We start from the raw sequence: 25,367 nt of genomic DNA, 5'->3' as shown, positions 1-25,367 counted from the left end.
TAAAAACAGAAATTAAATTTTTTCTCCTGTAGAAAAATTTTTTTGAATAAATCTACTATGTTTTTTTAATTCTTTTTGAGATTGTAAATTAGCCTTATAAATACCTTGATCTCCTACTATCCAAGATAAAGGTCTTCTTTCATGATGAATTGAATTTTGTAATAATTGCAAAGCTTGTATATACGCTTCTGGTCTAGGAGGGCACCCTGGAATGTAAACATCTACTGGAAGAAATTTATCTACTCCTTGTACAACAGAATATATATCATACATACCCCCAGAATTAGCGCAGGCTCCCATAGAAATCACCCATTTGGGTTCTAGCATTTGATCATATAGTCTCTTAATTACTGGAACCATTTTAATAAAAGGAGTTCCTGCTATAACCATAAAATCAGCTTGTCGTGGAGAGGCTCTCAATACTTCTGAACCAAATCTTGCAACATCATGAACTGCTGTAAATGCAGTTACCATTTCTACATAACAACAAGATAAACCAAAATTATAAGGCCACAAAGAATTCTTTCTACCCCAGTTTACTAAGCAATGTGCCATTTTTTTTAATGTACCTAAAAATACATTTTTTTTAAACAATACTTTTAAAGGATCGACTACTTGATTGTCTTTATTTGGTAAACTATTAATATAATTGTTATTATGAATTTTAGTTAACGTATATTTCATCTACAATACTCTATAATTTAATATTTAAATATTTTTGTGTATAAATTAAATCAAAACACTTTAGCAAAATATAAAATATTTGTTACTAGTAATAATACTAAAAATAATATTAAACAGTAATTTCCCGAAAAATATTAAGTTAATTTTTTATCAACCCAATCTAAAGATCCTATCCGACTTAAATAAAATAAACCAAGTAATAATGAAAAAATAAACATAAACATTTCTGAAAATACTAACCACCCTAATTTATAATAACTGATAGACCAAATATATATATATATTGATTCTACATCAAATATTAAAAAAAACATTCCCATTAAATAAAAATGTATAGAAAATTTTAGATTGGTGTCTCCAACTGAAATTATTCCTGATTCAAATGGAACATTTTTAAATCTACCGTAAGATTTTCCACCTAACGTATAACTTATAACTAACATCCCTACACATAAACACATAGAAAATAAAAAAAAGACACCAAGAGTATAATATTCTAACATATATTGAGTACTGGTTTCTAAATTGTTCATAAATTGTATAATCCACCTATAAATTATATTAAGTAAACAAAAATACTAAAACTAATGAAATTTAACAATAACAAATTAATTAATTTAATGTACTTTAGCACACACTACTAACGATATAATTACTTTAATTTCCATTTAGACATGAAATTTTTAAATACTTTTTTTAAAATAACTAACATTTTTTAAAAAAATAAACATAATACATAAGTTTCTACAGTAAAAATTAAGATAAGAAGTAGACAATAAATTTTTTACAATTAATTTTAACAAAGCAAATTTTTTTACGTATATATACGAAATATTAAATGAAAAAATTCTATGATTAACTGTAACCTTTTATATTTCCGTCTATTCTGACAGCACTATCGCCGAGATTTCAATTTAGTATTTTTTTTGTTCTATTCCTATAGGCTATAGATACACTTAAAAGATTAATTTTCAATCTTAAAACAGAGTACCTTAGCTCATCATATAAGAATAAATATCCTCTATTTCTTTTCATACAAAAAGAAAAATTTTTAATATTTTTTTACATTAACCCTTGAGATTTTTTAAAATGACCCCAATATAATGAATATTCGAGACGTTTTATTTGAATCATAGCAATAAAAGATCATAACCGAAAACAAACCCAACCTCTGATGGCAACTGGCAGTCGAGACTGAAACAAAAACCCAATTGGGAAATAAGAAGGTCTGAGTCTTTGCTTGAGAAATATACGAAAGAACTCCTTCTATTTAGGTTGTCGGGAAAAAAACTTCTTTTTATTAGCTGTCGCTACCACTAGCTCTAGCAGAGGAAATGAGTTGATGTATAAGTGTGTTAGATGGACTATTTTTTTTAAAAAAATCTTTTTAAAATTAGCTAAAATAGATGTTTTTTGAGAAGGTACATAAAAATTTAATTAATGGAGAACTTCATGGGTAAAATAATAGGTATTGATTTAGGGACCACTAATTCTTGTGTTGCCGTAATGGACAACAATAAAGCTCGAGTTTTAGAAAATTCTGAAGGCGATAGAACGACACCTTCCATTATAGCTTATACTAAAGAAGGAGAAACATTAGTTGGCCAACCTGCTAAACGACAGGCTATTACTAATCCTCAAAATACTTTATTTGCTATTAAACGTTTGATAGGTAGAAAATTTCAAGACGAAGAAGTTCAAAGAGATATCGCAATTATGCCTTATAAAATTGTGAAATCTTCTAATGGTGATGCTTGGATTGACGTTAAAAATCAAAAAATAGCGCCTCCACAAATATCTGCTGAAGTTTTAAAAAAAATGAAAAAAACTGCAGAAGATTATTTAGGAGAATCTGTTACAGAAGCAGTGATTACCGTTCCTGCTTATTTTAATGATACTCAACGACAAGCAACAAAAGATGCTGGGAAAATTGCTGGTTTAACAGTAAAAAGAATTATTAATGAACCTACTGCTGCAGCTTTAGCTTATGGGTTAGATAAAAGTAAAGGTAATAGAACTATAGCAGTGTATGATTTGGGTGGTGGAACCTTTGATATTTCTATTATAGAAATAGATGATGTTGATAAAGAAAAAACATTTGAAGTATTAGCAACTAACGGTGATACTCATCTTGGAGGGGAAGATTTTGATAGTAGATTAATTAATTATTTAGTTTCTGAATTTAGAAAAGAACAAGGTATAAATTTAAAAAATGATCCTCTTGCTATGCAACGTTTAAAAGAAGCGTCAGAAAAATCAAAAATAGAACTTTCTTCTGCACAACAAACAGATGTAAATTTACCTTATATTACTGCTGATGCAAGTGGTCCCAAACATTTGAATATTAAAGTAACTAGGTCTAAACTAGAGTCATTAGTAGAAGATTTAGTCAATAAATCTATTAGTCCGCTTAAAGTAGCATTAAAAGATGCTAAATTATCTGCATCCGATATTGATGATATCATATTAGTAGGCGGCCAAACACGTATGCCTTTAGTACAAAAAAAAGTAGCTAATTTTTTTGGTAAAGATCCTAGAAAAGATGTAAATCCAGATGAAGCTGTAGCAGTAGGAGCAGCGGTACAAGGAGGTGTATTATCTGGAGAAGTGAAAGATGTTTTATTGCTAGATGTCACTCCTTTATCTCTTGGTATTGAAACCATGGGTAGTATTATGACCCCTCTTATTAGTAAAAATACTACTGTGCCTACAAAACATAGTCAAGTATTTTCTACTGCAGAAGATAATCAATCTGCAGTTACTATTCATATACTGCAAGGTGAACGTAAACGATCTAAAGATAATAAATCATTAGGTCAATTTAATTTGGATGGAATTCAACCTGCACCTAGAGGTATACCCCAAATAGAAGTGACTTTTGATATAGATTCTGATGGTATTTTACATGTATCAGCTAAAGATAAAAATACGAATAAAGAACAAAAAATTACTATTAAAGCATCTTCTGGTTTAGATGAAAATGAAATTAAAAAAATGATACAAGATGCAAAAGAAAATGAAATTTCTGATAAAAAATTTGAAGAATTAGTACAAATACGAAATCAAGGGGATCAAATTTCTCATAATACCAAAAAGGAATTAACAAAATTTGGGAATAAACTTGAACTACAAGATAAAAATGAAATAGAATCAGCGTTAAGTGAATTAAATGTATCTTTGCAAGGTGAGAATAAATCAGAAATAGAAAACAAAATACAATTAGTACTTAAACTTTCTTCTAAACTTATGAAGTTTAAGGATCAAGAAACTAATAACACAACAAATGAAACAAACAAATCATCTACTGTGAAAAAAGAAGATAATATTGTAGACGCTGAATTTGAAGAAGTCAAAAATTCTAAAGAGTAGTATTGTTATAGTTATTATTATTAGATCATTATGTATTTTCAAAAGGCCGCCAATAAATTATTACACGGGTATCAGGGTTTGTCTGAACCCGTGTATTCATGTAAAAGTAGGAAAGATAAGAATGGCGAAAAGAGATTATTATCAAACTTTAGGTATTCAGAAATCAGCAAGTGAAAGAGAAATAAAGAAAGCTTATAAACGTCTAGCTATAAAATATCACCCTGATCGCAACCAAGGGGATAAACAAGCAGAAGATAAATTTAAAGAAGTAAAAGAAGCATATGAAATTTTAACTGATTCTCAAAAAAAAGCAGCGTATGATCAATATGGGCATTCAGCTTTTGATTCTAATGCTACTAGTAATTCTTTTAGTGGAAGTTTCACTAATGCAACAGATTTTGGTGATATCTTTGGAGAAGTGTTTGGAGATATTTTTGGAAATAATAGTAAAAGTCAAAATGTTCGAGGTTCTGATTTACAATATAATATTAATTTAACGTTAGAAGAAGCTGTTAGAGGAATAGTTAAAGAGATAAAAATTTCTACTTATCAGAAATGTAATACTTGTTTTGGTAGTGGTTCTAATGCTACTACTAAAACTAAAAATTGTACTACTTGTCGTGGAAAAGGTAAAATACACACAAGAAAAGGATTTTTTACTGTTCAACAAACGTGTCCTAATTGTTATGGTAAAGGATATTTTATTGCTCATCCATGTCGTTCTTGTAAGGGAAATGGAAGAACAAAACAAATTAAAATTTTATCAGTTAAAATTCCTCCAGGAGTAGATACTGATGATAGAATTCGATTACAAAATGAAGGAGAGGCGGGTGAACGTAATGCTCCTTCAGGTGACTTATATGTTCAAATAACAGTAATTAAACATCCTATTTTTGAACGTGAAGAAAATAATTTATATTGTGAAGTTCCTATAAATTTTTCAATGGCTGCTTTAGGAGGGGAAATTGAAGTTCCTACATTAAATGGAAAAATTAAACTTAAAATTCCTCCTGAAACACAATCAGGAAAATTGTTTAAAATTCGTAATAAAGGAGTAAAATCTGTACGTAACAGATATACAGGAGATTTATTATGTCGAGTAATTGTAGAAACTCCGGTTAATTTGAATGATCAACAAAAACTTCTATTAAATGAATTAGAAAAAAGTTTTAATGGATTTAAAGGTGAAAAAAATACTCCTAAATCTAAAAGATTTTTTGATGGAGTTAAAAAATTTTTTGATGATTTAACACGATATACAATGTAATATTTAAAGTATTGCTTCCAAAGCATATCTACTTAATAAAGAACGGAGGCAATACTTTATAAAAAAAGTACATAATAATTTGTGTTTTGTTATTTAATACTATTACTAAATATATGATGCTTATTTTAATTGCATTATTTGTGTATTTAAGGAAGATTTATACCTTGATCCTTTATTTTTATGCATTAATCCTTTAGTTATATGTTTATCTATAAGTGATTGAAATATTTTGAAAAAATGTAATGCTTCTATTTTATTATTATTATTTATAGAATTTCGCACTTTTTTTATAAAAGTTTTAATTGTAGATCGTTTGCTAGTATTTTGTATTTTACGTTTTTTTGATGTTTTAATATGTTTTTTAGACGATTTTATATTGGCCATATACGTATGCTTCCTTTAACTATAATTATTAATTAGTTTTTTACGAATATTTATCAAATGTCGAAAAATTTTATTTTTTAATATTTATTGTTGTTACGAACATTATGTTAACTATGATAGTATTGTATATAATTTATATGTATTTATATGAATTATTAGTTCTCAATTGTTATTATTATATATATTAATATAAGTGAACATTCAATAATCATCTATTAATAGTTATTAACAAAAAATATTATATAAATTTAGTTAATTAAGCTATTTCAAAAAAATGATTTGATTTAATAAAAAAATACTTTAAAAAATCATTAAAATACAAGTAATTTACATATCAAATTGTTCCTTAACAACATAAATTAATATTATTGATAGTATTAGTTTGTCATTATACTAATGTTAACTCATTTAATAAATATTAATAACATTTAAAAATATAAATTTAAAAAAATATTAATGTATGTAGAAACATTTTAGAATATATTAAATATTGAATTAATAGACATTAATATTAAAAATGTAATTGAAAGATAATATTTATACTACTACATAAGTAATTAATTTTCTATATTGATAACTGTAATTTTAAAGTTATTAATATGTAAAAAAAATAAATTTTAAACATTTTATTAAAACAATAGTAAAATAATAACTAATTAACTATAGAGTAACTAATGATTGATTATAGAAAAACTTTAAATCTCCCATATACTAAATTTTTAATGCGCGGAAATTTGTCTGAAAATGAACTTATTACGTTAAAAAAATGGAATACTGATAATTTATACGAATTAATTCGTATAAAAAAATCAAAAAATAAAAATTTTATATTACATGATGGGCCTCCATATGCTAATGGACAAATCCATTTAGGACATGCTTTAAATAAAATATTAAAAGATATAATTATTAAATCAAAAAATTTATCAGGATATGATGCCCCATATACTCCAACTTGGGATTGCCATGGTTTACCTATTGAACATAAAGTAGAAAAAATTGTTAGTAAATACAATAATAAAATGTCGAATAAAAAATTTCGTGAAAAGTGTAGAAATTATGCTTATAAACAAGTACTTAAGCAAAAAAAAGATTTTGTACGATTAGGTATATTAGCTAATTGGAACCATTCTTATCTTACTATGGATTTTAGTAGTGAATCCGATATTATACTAAAATTATCTAAAATTATTCAAAAAAAATATGTTTATAGAGAATTTAAACCTGTTCGATGGTGTATAGAATGTCATTCATCATTAGCAGAAGCAGAATTAGAATATTTTCAAATAAATTCGGATTCAATATTTGTTAAGTTTAAATTTGTAAATGTAAGTAAAATTTTGTCAAAATTTAATTTACATTTTTATGTTAAAGATATCTATATGTTAATTTGGACTACTACTCCATGGTCTTTACCTGCTAATAGAGCTATATCTATTAATAAAGATTTTCAATATCAATTAATTGCTACTAATGATTATTTATTTATTGTAGCTAAAAAATTAGTAAATAAAGTTATGTTAGAATTAGCAATTAATAAATGGAAAATACTTGGAGAAATACTAGGTAAAGAATTAGAATTGCTAAAAGTGTTTCATCCAATATTAAATATTACAGTTCCTATCATATTTAGTGAATATGTTAATTTAGACTCTGGAACTGGAATAGTTCATACAGCTCCGGACCATGGAGAAGAAGATTTTGTAGTTTGCAAAAATTATAATATTCAACCTGTGAATATAATTGATGGTTTTGGAAAACATTTATGTCAAGAAATTCCTTTAATACAAGGGAAAAATATTTTTGAATCTAACAAGATTATTATTAAAATACTCAATAACAATAATACTTTAATGAAAATTAAAAAAATAATACATAAATATCCTCATTGTTGGAGGCATAAAAAACCTATTTTTTTTAGAGCTACACCTCAATGGTTTATTAGTATGGAAAATAATAATTTAAAAAAAGACGCTATTATTGAGTTAAAAAATATTCAATGGAAACCTTATTGGGGAAAAGAAAGGTTGCAATCAATGTTAGTTAATAGGCCTGATTGGTGTATATCTCGACAAAGAATATGGGGAGTTCCAATACCCGTTTTTGTTCATAAATCTACGGGACAAATACATCCTAATACTTGTTATTTTATGAAACAAATAGCAAACGCTGTTAGTAAAATAGGAATTGAATTTTGGTGGGATTTAAATATAAATACGATGTTAGGAAAGGATGCACAATATTATGTTAAAAATTTAGACATTTTAGATGTTTGGTTTGAATCAGGATCAGTTGATGCTCATTCAATTTATAAAAATACCAAATTTGATCAAAAACAATCAGATTTATATCTTGAAGGTTCTGATCAATATCGTGGATGGTTTATGTCTTCTTTACTTATTTCTATGGCAACAAATTATATAGCTCCATACCAAAAAATACTAACGCATGGGTTTACTGTAGATAAATCAGGTTTCAAAATGTCGAAATCACGCGGAAATATTATTAATCCCAATGATATTATAAACAAATTTGGAGCAGATGTATTACGTTTATGGGTAGCTTCAACTGATTATTTTAAAGAAATAGCTATATCTAGCATAATTTTAGACCGAGTAGTCGAAACGTATAGAAAAATTAGAAACACAGCAAGATTCATTTTATCTAATTTAAGTGATTTTAATCCTGATATAGATATCATACCTAATGATAACATGATCATGTTAGATAAATGGATTGTAGGAAAATCTAAGTTACTTCAAAATGAAATTATTCATCTATACGATACATATAATTTTCATGGAGTAATACATAGTTTAGTACAATTTTGTTCTATAGAAATGGGTTCATTTTATTTAGATATAATTAAAGATAGACTCTATACTACGAAACGTAATAGTTTAGCTAGAAGGAGTTGTCAAACTGCTTTATACTTAATAATCAATGCTTTCGTACGTTGGATAGCTCCTATATTATCTTTTACTGCAGATGAGATATGGAATTTTATACCGGGGCAACATAGTAAATATGTTTTTTTAGAAGAATGGTATGATCAATTATTTGATTTTTCAAAAGAAGAATTATTACATTATAATGATTGGAATAATTTAATTCAAATTAAAAATGAAGTGAATAAAGTATTAGAAATATTTAGAAAAAATAAATTAATAAAAAATTCTCTTAATGCATCTTTAACGTTGTACTTAAATACATCTTTAGCTACAAAATTAAAAAATCTACAAACAGAATTAAAATTTATTTTTATAACTTCTGAGGTTATTATTCAAGATTATAAAAAAGCACCTACTAATGCTTACAAAAGTAAAATATCATTTTGTTTAAAAATTGTTATTAAATCAATTAATAAGGAAAAATGTGCTAGATGTTGGCATTCTATAATGAATGATAATAAAAGTGTTAATAATACCCATAAAATTTGTGATAGATGTATTAGCAATGTATTAGGTATTGGAGAAAAACGTTTATTTTTATAAATATAAAATATATGAAGAGTGTACATTATATAATATTTTTTATAATAATTCTTTTTGACTATTTCACTAAAATTTGGGTAATAAATTATATACATTTATATGAGAAAAAATATATATTTTGTTTTTTAAATTTATATTGTACTAACAATTATGGAATTATATTAGGATTATTTAATACTTGCAATATATTAAATTGTTGGTATTTATTTATTATAAATTTTGTTTCTATTTTAATTTTGATAATAATTCAGTTTACGACTCATAATATATTTAAAAAAAAAATAAGTACTAACATTGCTTATATGTTTATACTAGGAGGAGGAATAGGTAATTTCATAGATCGAATGCAGAATGGATATGTTATCGATTTTATCGATATTCATTGTTTTAACTATCATTTTCCAACATTTAATGTAGCTGATTTTAACATTTTTTTAGGTTTTTTTTTATTATTAAAATAATTATTTTAATAATAGTATTAAAATATTAATATTGGCTAATAAAAACTTTTACAATGTAAATATGTTAAAAAATAATTTTTTATAATTATTGATATTTATAATAATTATTATAATTTACTTAAATTTAGCAACAAACAATTAAAATTAAAAACTTTAAAAAAATACGAATAACATTATTTGATGTCTAAAACATTTTTTTGCATCATTAATCACCTTGAAGAATAAAAATGAATAATCAAAATTTAAAAATAGCAGTTACTGGTGCTTTAGGTCGCATGGGTAGTTTATTAATTAAAGAAATACTTAAAAAAAAAAATATAATTTTATCTTTAGCTATTGTAAAAAATAAAAGTAGTGTATTGCACTTTCGTAAACAACTATGTATTAAAAATAAAAATGTAAATTTTATAATTTGTGATTCTTTAAAACATCAAAACAAAAAATTTGATATATTAATTGACTTTAGTCAACCATCTGCAAGTATGAAATATCTTGAATACTGTGTCCAACATAATAAACATTTAATTATTGGAACAACTGGTTTTAATACTATAGAAAATGAAACTATTAAATTAGCTTCTAAAAAAATTAGTATTATACAATCGTCTAATTTTAGTATTGGTATTAATCTAATTTTTAATTTATTAAAAGATGTAACTAGTATTATGAGCAATAATTCAGATATTGAAATTATTGAATCTCATCACCGTAACAAAGTAGATGCTCCTTCTGGAACAGCAATAGAAATGGGAAAAATTATTTCAAAAATTATGAAGATTGAATTAGACAATAATTCTATTTACCATAGAGTAGGCAATGTTGGAGTTAGACCTAACAAAAAAATTGGATTTTCTTCAATTAGAGCCGGAAATATTATAGGAGAACATACTGTTATGTTTGCTAATAATGATGAAGAAGTCCTTATTACTCATAAAGCGATAAATCGTTTATCTTTTATTAAAGGAGTTATTAAAGCAGCATTATGGCTACCTTCACAAAAAAATGGATTATTTAATATGAAACATGTTTTAAACATTCAATAATATATAAATATACTGTTAGATACAAATCTATTGTATTACTAATTTTTTAGAAATAATTATATGTATAATTAAAGTATATAACTCATTAATAATATTATATTTATAAATATAAATATTTGTTCATATTAATACTAACATTAGCATTAGTATTAATATCGAAATATATTTCGAGGAATAATATTTTGAGAAATTTAGCAACATTAGTTTTAGAAAATGGTATTATATTTCATGGGGAATCTTTGGGTATTGAAGGTTCTGTTGTAGGAGAAATAGTTTTCAATACAGCAATGACAGGTTATCAAGAAATTATTACAGATCCTTCTTATTTAAATCAAATTGTTATTCTAACTCATCCACATATCGGAAATACAGGAACTAATTTAATAGATATGGAATCTGATAAAATATATATAAAAGGATTAATTATTAAAAATGTTTCTGAAACTTCTGATCATTTTAATAATCAGAAAAATTTTATAGATTATCTTAAAGATAATAATGTAATTACTATAACTGAAATAGATACTCGAAAACTTACACGAATGTTACGTAAATTAGGTTCTTTAAAAGGATGTCTTTATACTTCGAATAAAGAAAATTATTATACTGCTTACAAAAAAGCTTTTAATTTTGATGGTTCACAAGGATTTGATTTAGTAAAAGAAGTATCAACAAAATTTATTTATCAACATATTAAACATGATTTTCCGAAAAAAATATTTAATACATCAAATATATTTCAATTAAAAGATAGTTCAAAAATTCATATTGTTGTTTATGATTTTGGAGTGAAAAGAAATATTTTAAAATTACTAATCAGCTATGGATGCAATCTTACTATTGTCCCAGCTGACACAAGAGCTAAATGTGTTTTAAAATTGTTGCCAGATGGAATATTTCTTTCTAATGGTCCAGGAGATCCTAAACCTTGTGTATACGCTATTAATGCTATCAAAATATTTTTAGAAAAAAATATACCTATGTTTGGAGTGTGTTTAGGACATCAATTATTAGCATTAGCTAATGGAGCTAGAATAATAAAAATGAAATGTGGGCATCATGGATCTAACCATCCGGTAAAAAATGTTTTGACAAATAAAGTAATAATTACTTCTCAAAATCATGGATTTACTGTAGATTTGAAAACATTACCAAAAAATATTCAAATTACTCATAAATCGTTATTTGATGGTACTTTACAAGGATTATCTTTAAAAAACAAGTTTGCGTTTAGTTTCCAAGGTCATCCAGAAAGTAGTCCTGGCCCCCATGATTCTAGATTATTGTTTAATAAATTTATAAACATGTGTATACAATTTAAACAAAATAATTAAAATTACGTTTTATAAGAGATTGTTAATTATGCCAAAAAGAACTGATATTAAATCGATTTTAATTTTAGGTGCTGGACCTATTGTTATCGGACAAGCATGTGAATTTGATTACTCTGGTACACAAGCTTGTAAAGCGTTAAAAGAAGAAGGATATAAAATTATTCTTGTAAATTCAAACCCAGCTACAATTATGACTGATCCAGATATAGCTAATGTTACATATATTGAACCAATACATTGGAAAATAATTTACGAAATTATTAAAAAAGAGCGACCGAATGCTATTTTACCTACAATGGGAGGGCAAACAGCATTAAATTGCGCATTATTGTTGGATCAAAAAGGTATTTTATCTAAATTTAATGTAGAAATGATAGGTGTTACAGTAGAAGCTATTAAAAATGCAGAAGACAGATATTTATTTCAAAAATCTATGAAAAAAATAAATTTAAAAACTGCAAAATGTGACATTGCTAATAATATGCAAGAAGCTCTAAAAATTGTTTCTATTATTGGTTTACCATGTATCATTAGACCATCTTTTACTATGGGAGGATCTGGTGGTGGGATTGCATACAATGTTGAAGAATTTAAAAATATTTGTACAAGAGGTTTTGTTTTATCTTCTAACCATCAAGTATTAATTGATGAATTTTTAATAGGATGGAAAGAGTTTGAAATGGAAGTAATTAGAGACACTCAAGATAATTGTATTATTGTATGTTCTATAGAAAATATAGATCCTATGGGAATACATACCGGAGATTCTATAACTGTTACTCCTGCTCAAACTTTAACTGATAAAGAATATCAATTAATGAGGAATTCCTCTATTGCTGTACTTAAAGAAATTGGTATTAAATCAGGAGGATCTAATGTACAGTTTGCTATAAATCCTGTAAACGGACAAATGGTAGTTATTGAAATGAATCCTAGAGTTTCTCGATCTTCTGCTTTAGCATCTAAAGCTACTGGTTTTCCAATTGCTAAAATTGTAGCTAAATTATCTATAGGTTATACGTTAGATGAACTAGTAAATGATATTACAAAAAACAGTTGTATTCCTGCTGCATTTGAACCAACTATAGATTATATAGTTACTAAAATACCTAGATTTAATTTTGAAAAATTTCCTGGATGTAATGATAGGTTAACTACTCAAATGAAATCAGTAGGCGAAGTAATGGGAATAGGTAGGACTTTTCAAGAATCAATTCAAAAAGCTATATGTAGTTTAGAAGTTGGAAAAACTGGGTTAAATTCTAAAATAATTAATTTTAATGAAAAGGCAATAAGAAAAATTATATATGAGTTAAAAGAAGCAGGTCCTGAACGTATATGGTATGTTGCTGATGCTTTTAGAAGTGGTATGTCTATTCAAGAAGTACATCAATTAACATATATTGATAAATGGTTTTTATCACAAATTTTAGAGTTAATCGTTATGGAAACAAGTATTGAAAAAATTAATTTATCTAAAATTAGTTTTACTACATTAAAAAATTTTAAAAGGAAAGGTTTTTCAGATTGTCGTTTAGGTGAACTTACTAATACAAATGAAAAAAAGATTAGAGAATTAAGGCAATCGTTTAATTTACAACCTACTTATAAACGTATAGATACTTGTGCTGCAGAATTTCCTACAAAAACTTCTTATATGTATTCTACATGGGAACAAGAATGCGAATCTAAACCTAGTAACAATAAAAATAAAATTATTATATTAGGAAGTGGACCTAATAGAATTGGGCAAGGAATAGAATTTGATTATTGTTGTATACATGCTTCGATAGCACTAAGAGAAAATGGTTTTGAAACAATTATGATTAATTGTAATCCAGAAACTATATCTACAGATTACGACATATCTGATCGTTTATATTTTGAGCCTATAATACTAGAAAACATTTTAAATATTGTTGAAATAGAACAACCATTAGGTGTTATTATTCAATATGGGGGACAAACTCCTTTAAAACTATCTAATAAACTTGAAAAATATGGAGTGCCTATCATAGGTACATCGCCGCATTCGATAGACAAAGCAGAAAATAGAGATAAATTTCAAGCAATAGTTAAAAAATTAGGTTTAAACCAACCGTTAAATGCAAGTGTCTTTACTTTTGAAGAAGCATTAGAAAAAATATCATCAATAGGTTACCCTATTATTATAAGGCCATCTTATGTATTAGGAGGACAATTTATGAAAATTATTTACGATAATCGATCTTTAAAAGATTACTTTAAAAATTTAGAATGCTATAAACAAAAACAATTAATCTTAATTGACCAATATATTACAAATGCTATTGAAATTGACGTTGATGCTATTTGCGATGGAAAGCAAGTCTTTATTGGAGGTATTATGGAACATGTTGAAGGAGCAGGTATTCATTCTGGAGATTCAGCTTGTTCTATCCCTGCATACACTATTAGTCAAAATATTCAAAATAATATTAAATCTCAAGTTAAAAAATTAGCTTTTGCGTTATCAGTTATAGGTTTAATAAATGTTCAATTTGCTATAAAAAATAAAGTAATATATATTATTGAAGTAAATCCAAGAGCATCTAGAACTATTCCTTTTATTTCTAAAGCAATAGGATTACCTTTAGCAAAAATAGCAGCATTAGTAATGTGTGGATTTAGTTTACTACAACAAAAAATTTTTAAAGAAATTATACCTTATTATTATTTTGTTAAAGAAGCAATTTTACCTTTTAATAAATTTCCAAATGTTAATCCTATATTAGGTCCAGAAATGTGTTCGACTGGAGAAGTTATGGGTATAGGAAAGAATTTTTCAGAAGCGTTTGCTAAAGCTTTATTAGCAGCTCAATCTAATATAAAAAAAAATGGTCGAGTATTGTTATCCATACATAATGATGATAAAAAAAATGTTGTTAATTTAGCAATTAAACTTAAAAAATTTGGATTTAAAATAGATGCGACGTATGGTACAGCTATGATATTGAAAAAATCAGGAATATATTCTAGAATAGTTAATAAAATTAATGAATGTAGTCCTAACGTATATGACCGGTTAAAAAACGGAGAATATAATTATATAGTGGATACTATTTCATCCCACACTGTTTCAAACAAAAAATCTTCACAATTAATATGTTATTTTGCTATTCATTATAAAGTGTATTTTAACACCACTATTAATGGTGCTTTTGCGACGTTAATGGCTATTAATGAAATAAAAACTTTTAATGTTCGATCTTTACAAAACATTTATAAAAAAAATTTAATTATTTAATTTGAGTTAAATTAACATAAAAACGGTTGTGTAAATGTTTTTTTGTCTTCCCATCTTATAATAGTTAAATGTTCTCCCCAAGAGCAACCGGTATCGAGTGCAAAAAATTTTTGAGGAGTATTTTTCCCTTGTAAGGAAGCCCAATGTCCAAAAATAATTGAAAAGTCTTTAGGTATATTATTAGCTATTAAAAACCAAGGTTTTACGTTAAATTTAACAGAAATTGGATAATCTTTATATAACATATTTAAATCTCCATTTAAAAAACAATATCTCATCCGAGTTAAAGCATTAATACTAAATTTTAGTCTATCATTTTTATTTAAGTTTTTTTTCCATATGATTCTTTGATCGTTCGTTTCTACAAGGTTTAACACATTAATAATATTAGTAGTGTTATTGAACTCTAATTCTAATTCTTTTATGCATGATTGAGCTGTTTCAACATTCCATTGAGGAGGAATTCCTGCATGGACTAATATTATTTTTTTTTCTAAATTTATTCTTAGTAAAGGTTGTTTTATTAACCAATAAATCAAATGTTCAATATCTTTAGCCTTGAATAACTCAGATATATAACCTTCTGTATAATTTTTAGTAAAATAAGATTTTATTAAATATAAATCATGATTACCTAATACTGTTTTTGCTGAATTTTTTAACGATGATATATAGCGTAATACTTGGAGTGATTCAGGACCTCTAGCTACTAAATCTCCAGTAATCCATAATTGATCCTTTACAGAATTAAATTTAACTTTTTCTAATAATAATCTCAACTGTTTATAACAACCATGAATATCACCTATGAAATAAGTACTCATCTGATTCATTCTCTCATATTTTTCTTAATACAATGATATGTATTACTTTTGTTTTTTGAATAAATTTATTTTTTTTATTAAAAAATAATTATTCACATTGTACTATTAAATGTAGTAATTTAAAATAAAAAAATTTATTTAATTATTGTTATGATTAATAAAATATTGTGTTAATTTATGATAATTTTGAATAGAAACATTCTCAGCTCGGTAACTTGGATTTATTTCTAATTGGATTAAATCGTTTACGCTAAACATTTGTGATAAACTATGACGTAACATTTTTCTTCTTTGTTGAAAAGCTAGATTAGTTATTTTACTTAATACAACAATTTCTTTTAATGTTATATTATTTTTTTGTTTTGGAATTAGTTGAATAAAACAAGATTGAACTTTAGGAATAGGAAAAAAAGATTCTGAGGTAACATCTATAATTTTCTTAACCTTACATAAATATTGTACAATTACACTTAAACGTCCATACGACTTATTATTAATTGTTGCTAATAAACGTTCAGCTACTTCTTTTTGTAGCATAAAATGCATATCTTGAAATATATTTTTTTCATATAATACTAAATTTAATATTAATTTCGTAGATATATTATACGGTAAATTTCCAAATATTCGCATTGGTTGCTTGACAATATTAAAAAAATTTATGAAATTAAAGTTAAGAACATTTTTATTAAAAAATGATATTTTTTTATTACAACAAATATGTTTTAATTTATTGATTAAATCTAAATCTATTTCTATTACAAACAATTTTTGTACTAATTGAAGAAATGGGCAAGTTAAAGATCCTAATCCAGGTCCAATTTCTATGAATATATCTTTATATGCAGGATTAATAATCTTAATTATTTTCAAAATTATAGACTGATTTATAAGAAAATTTTGCCCAAAATTTTTACGAGGAATGTGACCTTTATATTTAATGTGAATCAATTAAAAATAGTTTCCGTATATTGTTTTTTATAAAAAATGTACATTTATATATGTGTATTAAAAATAATTTTTTATATATGTTTATTAAATGTACAATAAATAAAACGTTAATAATATATTTAATTGTTTAATATTAACAAATACTAGTATAAAATCAAATATTTTATTTATATTAATGACTTTCCTTACTATGAATAAATTGTATGTAAATTTTAAATTATATGTTTATTTAGAACGTAAAATTATTGCTTTTGAAAATTTTTAATGATAACTGTTAAACATTAAAATAATAATTTTTTCAATTTCATGACAAATTTATTTATAACATGATAATAATATCAATTGTTATTTATAAAAAATGTTAACTAATTCTAAAAAATAAATAAATTTAACTTTTATTAAATTTATAATTGTTTATTGAATTAATTTTTTAATAATATTAATTATAATTATAGAAATAAAAAAATTTAATTTTTATAAATATGTTGTTAATAGGTCATATATTCAATTTTTTTTTAGAAATATAAAATAAATATAATTTGCAATTATATTTCATATTATAAAATATTTTATTAAAATATTGCATTAACTTTCTATATACCAAGCTTATTTATTATATATAAAAAATATATTAATTAATTTTTTGAAAAATTATTAATACATTTCTAAAATATTTTATATTAAAATATAGTAAAATATTATTATACTTAATAAATATGTTACTAATAGTAGTAGTTAAATAACTGAGTATAGATATGTTGTTGGTTTATTATATAATAATGTTATTACTACAAATTAATAATTTAAAAAAAATAATTGTAATTTAGAATGCTTTTATATAAATTGTTATCAACTATAATTTTTAAAAATATTTAATTATTTTTATATATTAATTTAAATTATTAATCAATTTAAAACTATTTTTTAATACAAGTAGAATAATTCATGGAATCTTGGTTAACATATTTTACAACGCAATCATTAGAATATTCTTTAATTATTATTGTCATCGTTTCATTTCTAGAATCTTTTGCGTTTGTAGGTTTATTATTGCCAGGTATTGTTTTAATGACTGCTTTAGGAACGCTTATAGGCCAAGAAAAAGTTAGTTTTTATCCTGCTTGGATATCTGGTTTTATTGGTTGTTTGTTAGGAGATTGGATTTCTTTTTATATAGGATGTGTGTTTAAAAGTTGGTTACATAATTTGTTTTTTTTTAAAAAACATTTTATTATTTTAAAAAAAATAAAAAAATCCTTATATTATTACAGTTTTCTCACAATTTTTATTGGTCGATTTATTGGACCTACTAGACCTTTAGTTCCTATTATATCAGGTATGTTACAATTACCTTTAAAAAAGTTTATTTTACCTAATATTTTAGGATGTTTATTTTGGCCTCCTGTATATTTTTTTCCTGGTATTTTTACAGGGTTACTTATGCATACTCCTTATATTAATCGTAATAATTATTTTTTACCAATTTTAATTATTGTTTTAATAGTTACATGGATAGGTTTTTGGCTTATATGGAGATGGAAACAATTAGAACATAATAAATTTAAATATTTTAATATTTCTAAAAAAAATCTTTTAGTTTTTGCTGTAATAATGTTGATTATAGGAATATCAGGATTAATATTAATTCAGTTTTGTAAAGAAATGTTCATATTGAGACAACTTATTTGGAAAATATTATTTACTATGTAAATAATATTTTGTAAAAAAACAAATTGAATTTGTAAAATATTTTTTATTAAAAAAATAATACTATTATTATGTCAAATCAATTATTACTTATTAGACAGAACAATTTATGTTTTAAATTGCTGTTATTAAATAACAGCAATTTAAAACAATATACTTAACGCCTATTTCTTAAAAAAAAGCATCAAAGTATAAATAAAAAAATAAATACTTTATATTAATATTTTCAATATTTATAATGTTTTTATAGAAATTTTTATATATTATATTTTTTATAAAAAATTAATTATTTTAATTTTTAGAATATAAAAAATCAATATGTAAAATTTTTAGTTTATAAGGATGCCTTTGTATAGATTTAATTTTAACTAAATATTTTTTATTATTTAATTTAATATTCAAATCTTTTTTATAAATTGTAGAATTAAGTTGTAAATTTATAACTTCGTTATGATCAATAGTAATATGTAACGATGGTTTTTCAGTACCATAAATAATTCCTGGAAATTTATTGTAAATTTTTCGTAATCGTCTACTAGAGCTTTTTCCTGTTTTTTTTCTAATTTCAGCGTGTAATGTCAGCATTTTATTTCCAGTAAAATAATTTTTAAATTTAAAATTATTTAATTAAATTTTAAATAAATATTATTTGTTTAAAAATATTATATATTCAATGTTTTTATCACAGTGTATACTATAAATATAGTAAATAATTATTCATCAGTTTTTTTAACAATTTTTTGTATTACTACCATTTCATCTTTTTATGTTTAATTAAAATTAAAAAAAATATAATATAAAAAAGTGAAACATTTCGTATTATATAAATAATAATATTTTTCTAAACAAAAGATTTTAACCATTTTATTTCTTTCCACCAAATATTAGGGTTAATAGTTTCTAAAATTATTGGCATATTATTAAATTGTTCATTATTCATAATCCAAATAAAAGCTTGTTTACCTATATTTCCTTTTCCTAAACTATGATGTCGATCTATTCTACTATTGAACACATTTTTTGAATCGTTTAAATGCATACCTTTTAAATAATGTATACCTACTATTTTATCAAATAAATTAAAAGTATTTTCACAAGATTCGTTAGTTCTAATATCATATCCTGATGAAAAAAGATGACATGTATCTAAACATACTCCTATTCTTGATTTATTAGTAACATTACTAATTATAAAAGCTAAATGTTCAAATTTGTAGCCTAAATTACTACCTTGACCAGATGTATTTTCTATAACAATAGTAACTCCAGTTACTGATTCTAACCCAATATTAATGGATTCAGAAATACGTTTTAAACATTCATTAATACTTATTTTTCGTAAATGGCTTCCTGGATGGAAATTTAAATAAATTAATCCTAATTGTTTACAACGTTTTAATTCATCAATGAAACATATTCTTGATTTTTCTAAATTTTCTAAATTTGGATGGCCTAAATTAATTAGGTAACTGCTATGGGGCAAAATTTGTTGTGGAGTATATTTGTATTTTATACGTTCATTTTTAAAATTTATTATCGTTTGTTCATCTAAATCAGGAGATTTCCATCGCAGTTGATTTTTTAAAAAAAAAGACATACCAGTCGCTTTTATTTTAAAAGCTCGATGTATAGTTTTATCTATTCCTCCTAAAGAACTTATATGTGCACCAATATATTTAGTCATTATAAAACTCATTTAAAATATTTATTTTAAAGAACATAATATTTAATTAGAAATGTTCATTATTAATACTATCTTAAATATTTAACAATAATTACATTTTAAATATGTTAGATATAATATTATTATAAGTAATTATTTTTTTAATAAAATATGTAGAATATATATAAAAATATAATATTTAATTATTGTAATTAATACTTTATTAAATAGATATTCTTATGTTATTCTTTTATTAAACTACAAAATAAAATTATTATAGTCAAAAAATATTATTTTTACTATTGTATTAATAATTTTCAATAGGAATTCATAAATAAATTATTTTTTTATTTTATTTCTTGATATTATAGACATAATATTTATTATTTGTATACAATTACTATTTAATAATTAGGTCATATGTGAAAATATCTAAAATAATTACTTTTTATGAAATTATTTGTATATTAAAAAAATATTGGTTGAAACAAGGATGTATTATTTTGGAACCGTTAGATTTACCAATAGGAGCTGGGACGTTCCATAAAGAAACATTTTTTAATGCAATTAAAAAAAATACAAGTGCTGCTGTTGCATATGTCCAACCTTGTAGAAGACCATCTGATGGTAGATATGCTAGTAATCCTAGTAGGTTACAACATTATTATCAATTTCAAGTAATTATTAAACCGCCTCCTGAAAACATTCAAAAAATATATATAAATTCTTTAAAAAAGTTATTAATTAATCCTAAAATTCAAGACATACGTTTTGTAGAAGATAATTGGGAAAATCCTACTTTAGGTGCATCAGGAGTAGGTTGGGAAATTCGCATTAATGGTATGGAAGTAACGCAATTTACTTATTTTCAACAAATGGGAGGGCTAGATTGTAATCCTGTCACTGTAGAAATTACTTATGGATTAGAAAGAATTGCTATGCATTTACAAAATACGAAAAATGTTTATGATGTAATATGGATGAAGAATAAGAGAAAATCTATTACTTACGGTGATTTATTTTATCAAAATGAAATCGAACAATCTTCTTTTAATTTTACATACTCTAATACTAAAATGTTATTAAAATCATTTAAACAATGTATTGAAGAAGCAACGAAACTTTTATCTTTAAATCCTCCATTAATTTTCCCAGCATATGAGTTTATATTACAAGCTACACATAATTTTAATTTATTAGAAGCTAAAAGAGAAATGTCGGTGAATGAAAGAAAACATTATATCTTTACGATACGTAATTTAGTGAAATTATTAACAATTAATTATCATAACAAATGATTAATAAAATATATTATACTATAGGATCAAATTAATGTTACATAATACTTTTTTAATAGAAATTGCTACAGAAGATCTTCCATCAAAACATTTAAAAAATATTGCAAAATCTTTTTACAAAGTCACTGAAGAAAAATTTAATAAGTTAAATATTACTTATGAAAAAATGTTTTGGTTTGCTACTTCTAGAAGGTTAGCTATTAAAATTAATAAATTAAATATACTACGAGTAACAAAAGGAATTAATAAAATAGGGCCTTCTACTTCTATTGCTTTTAACACACAAGGACAATTTACTAAAATTGTACATTTATGGATGCAACGTTTATCTATTTCTGCACATCAAATTAATCAATTAAAAACTCAATCAGGAGAATGGTTAGTGTATAAAAAAGAATCAACTGTTGAGAATATAGTATCGTTATTACCTACAATTATTGTTTCGATAATAAAAAAAATTCAAGCACCCAAAATGATGCGATGGAATGATACAAATTTTAAATTTTCTAGACCAATAAGAAATATAGTTGCTTTATTAAATAAAACAATTATTCCATTAAAATTTATGAATATAAAGTCTCATAGAATTACATATGGACATGTATTTATGAAAAATATTAAAATAAATATACTTCATGCGAATCAGTATCCTACAATTCTTAATTGTAAAGGAAAAGTTATTCCTAATTATGATGAACGAAAATTAAAAATTACAAAATTAATTAATCAAATAACATATAAACTAAAAGGCAAAATTAAAAAAAATGACGAATTGTTACAAGAAGTAACTTCTTTGGTTGAATGGCCTGTTATATTGCTTGGAAAATTTGAAAAAGACTTTTTATTATTACCTCAGGAAATAGTTATTTACATTATAGAAAATGTACAAAAATGTTTTGCATTATATAATTTAAATAATGAATTAATGCCTTACTTTATAATAATTTCAAATATTGATTCAAAAAATACAAATAAAATTATAAAAGACAATGAGCAAGTAGTTTTTTCACGTTTATCTGATGCTAATTTTTTTTATAAAATAGATAGAAAACAACCATTAGAAAGTTATTATTTAAATTTAAAAAATACTATTTTTTACGAAAAATTAGGTTCAATTTATGATAAAATTCAACGTTTAAAATTATTAATGAAATGGATATTATCATATGTTTCAATAAATTCTGTAAATGCTTTAAGAGCTGTACATTTATCTAAATGTGATTTAAAGACTAATATGGTGGCAGAATTTCCTGATGTTCAAGGTAGCGTAGGGATGCATTATGCTATGTTGGACCGTGAATCAAAAGATGTTTTTATTGCCATTAAAGAACACTACTATCCTAATTTTTCAGGAGATATTATATCAAATAATTCTATAGCTTATACTTTAGCTATTATAGATAAAGTAGATACTATTACTGGAATGTTTATAATAGGATTATATCCTGAAAAAAATAAAGATCCTTTTGCATTAAGAAGATTATCTATTGGTGTGTTACGAATATTTATAGAAAAAAATATAACTATTGATCTAATAGATATTATTAATTACAGTGTATCATTACATAAAAATGTAATGCATAAAAAAAATGTTAAGAAAAGCATTCTTAATTTTTTTTTAAATAGGATATATCATTTATATCTTTATCAAGGATTTAATACTTACGTTATACAATCTGTATTAATATTGAAATTAACTGTGCCTATTGAAATACATAAACGAATTTTTATGTTAACTAAATTTAAAAAAATGAATAAAACATATCTTATAAGTACTACTAATAAAAGGATACTAAACATAATAAATAAATATATTAATATTAAAAAATGTGTTTTAAATTTTAATTCTATAACTATTAATACAAAACTTTTCCAAAGTACTTTTGAAAAAATATTATTTAGTAAATTATTGTTTTTACAAAAAAATATAAAAAAATATATTATTTATCAAAACTACGATAGCGTTTTTTCACAGCTAATAAAATTATGTATACTAATTAATTATTTTTTTTTACATATAACTATTAGTCATCCAAATGAAGATATTCAAACTAATAGATTACTATTATTATATCAAGTAAAAAATTTATTTTTAGAAATAGCAGATTTTTCTTTATTAATATGTTAACTATAGTAATAGTTTATTATATATGATAAAAATATCAAATATTTATTTTAATTAACATTATATTTAAGTTAATAATTTAAAAAAAAATATAATTAAAAATTGATATTTTAAATGTATTTAATAAATACTTTTATTTTTTATCTAATTAAATTAGACAATGTACAATTAAAAAATTATTTATATATCATTATAGTAATTCAATTGTTCATTTGTTTTGTAGGTAAAAATTATGCTTAAAAGTTTCAAATTGTTTATTTTTTATTGCATTACGAATATTTAACATTAAATTTTGATAATAACATAAATTATGTAAAGTATTTAGACGTAATCCTAGCGTTTCATTACAGAGATATAAATGGTGTAAATAAGATTTACTATAATTTACGCAAGTATAACAGTAACATTTTGTATCTAATACAGTATCATCATTTTTGTATTGAGAATTTTTGATTCTTACAATACCATTAGTTGTAAACAAATAACCATTTCTAGCATTTCTAGTTGGTAATACACAATCAAACATATCTATACCTTTACTTACAGATTCTATTAAATCTTTAGGTTTTCCAGCACCCATTAAATACCTAGGATAATTTTTAGGAATTTGTAGGCATATATGGTCTATTAAATCATATAATTTTGATTTAGGTTCTCCCACAGCTAATCCACCCAAAGCGTATCCATCAAATCCTATTTTAATAAGATTTTTAATAGAAAAATCTCTTAAATCTTTAAATATACTACCATGTATAATTCCAAATAAAGCATTTGTATTTTTTTTAATATCAAATTGTAATCTACTTTGGATAGCCCAAGATAAAGATTTTCTAGTAGATAAATTAGCTTGATCCCAAGTAATAGGGTATTTAGGACATTCATCAAAACACATTACTATATCTGATTGTAAATCGTACTGTATATTAATTGATTGCTGAGGAGTAAATAAAAATTTTTGTCCGTTAAATGGATTCTTAAATATTATTCCATTATTTCTTTTTAAAGAAATATTTGATAAACTAAATACTTGGAATCCTCCAGAATCTGTAAGAATAGGGTACTTCCAGTGCATAAAATTATGTAATCCTCCATGTTTTTTAATCACATTTATACCAGGTTTTAAAAATAAATGTAGGGCATTACTTAAAATTAAAGAACTTCCTGTAGAATAAATTTCTTCTGGAGTCAGTCCTTTAATAACTCCATATGTACCTATTGGCATAAAAACAGGGGTTTCTACTACTATTCCTTTGTTAAAATACAACCTACCGTTTCTTGCTTTTTTATCTTTACAAAGTATTTCAAATTTCATTAAGTCCTCTTAATAGGAATTAAATTTAAATATATTTACAATATCATTTAAAATAGTTATCGATAATGTATAAATATATTGTTATTATTTTTTAATTTCAAGCAATCTATTACAATTAAATTATAAATAATTAATATTTATTAAATAAGTATTTTAATTATAAGTAGTAAAAATATTTAAAAAAAC

The 25,367-nt window shown here is 23.7% G+C and carries 18 protein-coding genes; 10 read left to right on the top strand and 8 right to left on the bottom strand.

Translation table 11 applies throughout. The features are described 5' to 3' along the window. Window positions 1-12 precede the first annotated feature (12 nt). Both BUCNMO_RS00665 and ndhC read right to left on the bottom strand, forming a co-directional pair. On the bottom strand, window positions 13-684 hold the full coding sequence (locus BUCNMO_RS00665; RefSeq protein ID WP_158344671.1) for a NuoB/complex I 20 kDa subunit family protein: 672 nt from the start codon (window positions 682-684) through the stop codon (window positions 13-15). A gap of 134 nt (window positions 685-818) precedes the next feature. Continuing rightward, window positions 819-1,217, bottom strand: coding sequence for an NADH-quinone oxidoreductase subunit A (gene ndhC, locus BUCNMO_RS00660; protein WP_158344669.1), 399 nt, complete (start codon window positions 1,215-1,217; stop codon window positions 819-821). A gap of 919 nt (window positions 1,218-2,136) precedes the next feature. On the opposite strand from ndhC, the gene dnaK reads away from it, so the two are divergent. Together dnaK and dnaJ are read left to right on the top strand one after the other, a co-directional pair. Continuing rightward, the gene (dnaK, locus tag BUCNMO_RS00655) at window positions 2,137-4,053 is read left to right on the top strand and encodes a molecular chaperone DnaK (protein ID WP_158344667.1); all 1,917 of its coding nucleotides are present in this window, start codon (window positions 2,137-2,139) and stop codon (window positions 4,051-4,053) included. Between the two features lie 121 nt (window positions 4,054-4,174). Beyond that, window positions 4,175-5,320 (top strand): molecular chaperone DnaJ, encoded by a 1,146-nt coding sequence (gene dnaJ / locus BUCNMO_RS00650; RefSeq protein WP_158344665.1) that lies wholly within the window; start codon window positions 4,175-4,177, stop codon window positions 5,318-5,320. 120 nt (window positions 5,321-5,440) lie between these two features. Here dnaJ and rpsT read toward each other — a convergent pair whose 3' ends face one another. Then, on the bottom strand, window positions 5,441-5,704 hold the full coding sequence (gene rpsT, locus BUCNMO_RS00645) for a 30S ribosomal protein S20 (RefSeq protein WP_158344663.1): 264 nt from the start codon (window positions 5,702-5,704) through the stop codon (window positions 5,441-5,443). A gap of 674 nt (window positions 5,705-6,378) precedes the next feature. Between rpsT and ileS the strand changes: the two genes are divergently transcribed. The 5 genes from ileS to carB all read left to right on the top strand — a co-directional run bounded on the left by ileS (window position 6,379) and on the right by carB (window position 15,301). Next, window positions 6,379-9,198 carry an isoleucine--tRNA ligase gene (gene ileS / locus BUCNMO_RS00640; protein ID WP_158344661.1) on the top strand — a complete coding sequence of 940 codons (2,820 nt, stop codon included), beginning with the start codon at window positions 6,379-6,381 and terminating at the stop codon, window positions 9,196-9,198. An 11-nt stretch (window positions 9,199-9,209) separates the two neighbouring features. Beyond that, window positions 9,210-9,659 carry a signal peptidase II gene (gene lspA / locus BUCNMO_RS00635; protein WP_158344659.1) on the top strand — a complete coding sequence of 150 codons (450 nt, stop codon included), beginning with the start codon at window positions 9,210-9,212 and terminating at the stop codon, window positions 9,657-9,659. 227 nt (window positions 9,660-9,886) lie between these two features. Next, complete coding sequence (gene dapB / locus BUCNMO_RS00630; RefSeq protein ID WP_158344657.1) at window positions 9,887-10,702, top strand: 4-hydroxy-tetrahydrodipicolinate reductase; 816 nt, start codon at window positions 9,887-9,889, stop codon at window positions 10,700-10,702. 182 nt (window positions 10,703-10,884) lie between these two features. Further along, a complete protein-coding gene (gene carA, locus BUCNMO_RS00625; RefSeq protein ID WP_158344655.1) occupies window positions 10,885-12,036 on the top strand; it encodes a glutamine-hydrolyzing carbamoyl-phosphate synthase small subunit in 1,152 nt (383 codons plus the stop codon). A gap of 28 nt (window positions 12,037-12,064) precedes the next feature. After that, window positions 12,065-15,301 (top strand): carbamoyl-phosphate synthase large subunit, encoded by a 3,237-nt coding sequence (carB, locus tag BUCNMO_RS00620; RefSeq protein WP_158344653.1) that lies wholly within the window; start codon window positions 12,065-12,067, stop codon window positions 15,299-15,301. 11 nt (window positions 15,302-15,312) lie between these two features. On the opposite strand, the gene BUCNMO_RS00615 is transcribed toward carB, so the two are convergent. Both BUCNMO_RS00615 and rsmA read right to left on the bottom strand, forming a co-directional pair. Beyond that, window positions 15,313-16,125, bottom strand: coding sequence for a symmetrical bis(5'-nucleosyl)-tetraphosphatase (locus tag BUCNMO_RS00615; protein ID WP_158344651.1), 813 nt, complete (start codon window positions 16,123-16,125; stop codon window positions 15,313-15,315). Window positions 16,126-16,263: 138 nt separating this feature from the next. Then, window positions 16,264-17,076, bottom strand: coding sequence for a 16S rRNA (adenine(1518)-N(6)/adenine(1519)-N(6))-dimethyltransferase RsmA (gene rsmA / locus BUCNMO_RS00610; protein ID WP_232037629.1), 813 nt, complete (start codon window positions 17,074-17,076; stop codon window positions 16,264-16,266). 945 nt (window positions 17,077-18,021) lie between these two features. Here rsmA and BUCNMO_RS00605 point away from each other — a divergent pair. Next, window positions 18,022-18,786 (top strand): DedA family protein, encoded by a 765-nt coding sequence (locus BUCNMO_RS00605; RefSeq protein ID WP_158344649.1) that lies wholly within the window; start codon window positions 18,022-18,024, stop codon window positions 18,784-18,786. Between the two features lie 288 nt (window positions 18,787-19,074). Here BUCNMO_RS00605 and rplY read toward each other — a convergent pair whose 3' ends face one another. Both rplY and nfo read right to left on the bottom strand, forming a co-directional pair. Beyond that, window positions 19,075-19,368 (bottom strand): 50S ribosomal protein L25, encoded by a 294-nt coding sequence (gene rplY / locus BUCNMO_RS00600; protein ID WP_158344647.1) that lies wholly within the window; start codon window positions 19,366-19,368, stop codon window positions 19,075-19,077. A 256-nt stretch (window positions 19,369-19,624) separates the two neighbouring features. Then, window positions 19,625-20,467 (bottom strand): deoxyribonuclease IV, encoded by an 843-nt coding sequence (gene nfo / locus BUCNMO_RS00595; protein WP_158344645.1) that lies wholly within the window; start codon window positions 20,465-20,467, stop codon window positions 19,625-19,627. A gap of 407 nt (window positions 20,468-20,874) precedes the next feature. On the opposite strand from nfo, the gene BUCNMO_RS00590 reads away from it, so the two are divergent. Next, window positions 20,875-21,744 (top strand): glycine--tRNA ligase subunit alpha, encoded by an 870-nt coding sequence (locus BUCNMO_RS00590; RefSeq protein ID WP_232037632.1) that lies wholly within the window; start codon window positions 20,875-20,877, stop codon window positions 21,742-21,744. A 34-nt stretch (window positions 21,745-21,778) separates the two neighbouring features. Next, window positions 21,779-23,872, top strand: a complete 2,094-nt coding sequence (glyS, locus tag BUCNMO_RS00585; protein WP_158344641.1) for a glycine--tRNA ligase subunit beta — start codon at window positions 21,779-21,781, stop codon at window positions 23,870-23,872. A 205-nt stretch (window positions 23,873-24,077) separates the two neighbouring features. Here glyS and tgt read toward each other — a convergent pair whose 3' ends face one another. Continuing rightward, window positions 24,078-25,181 (bottom strand): tRNA guanosine(34) transglycosylase Tgt, encoded by a 1,104-nt coding sequence (gene tgt / locus BUCNMO_RS00580; RefSeq protein ID WP_158344639.1) that lies wholly within the window; start codon window positions 25,179-25,181, stop codon window positions 24,078-24,080. Window positions 25,182-25,367 lie beyond the last annotated feature (186 nt).

The sequence above is a fragment of the Buchnera aphidicola (Nipponaphis monzeni) genome (assembly GCF_006741185.1).
Lineage (GTDB): Bacteria > Pseudomonadota > Gammaproteobacteria > Enterobacterales > Enterobacteriaceae > Buchnera_H > Buchnera_H aphidicola_T.
The sequence above is the reverse complement of the archived record's forward strand: the minus strand, read 5'-3'. Positions and strand labels throughout refer to the sequence as shown.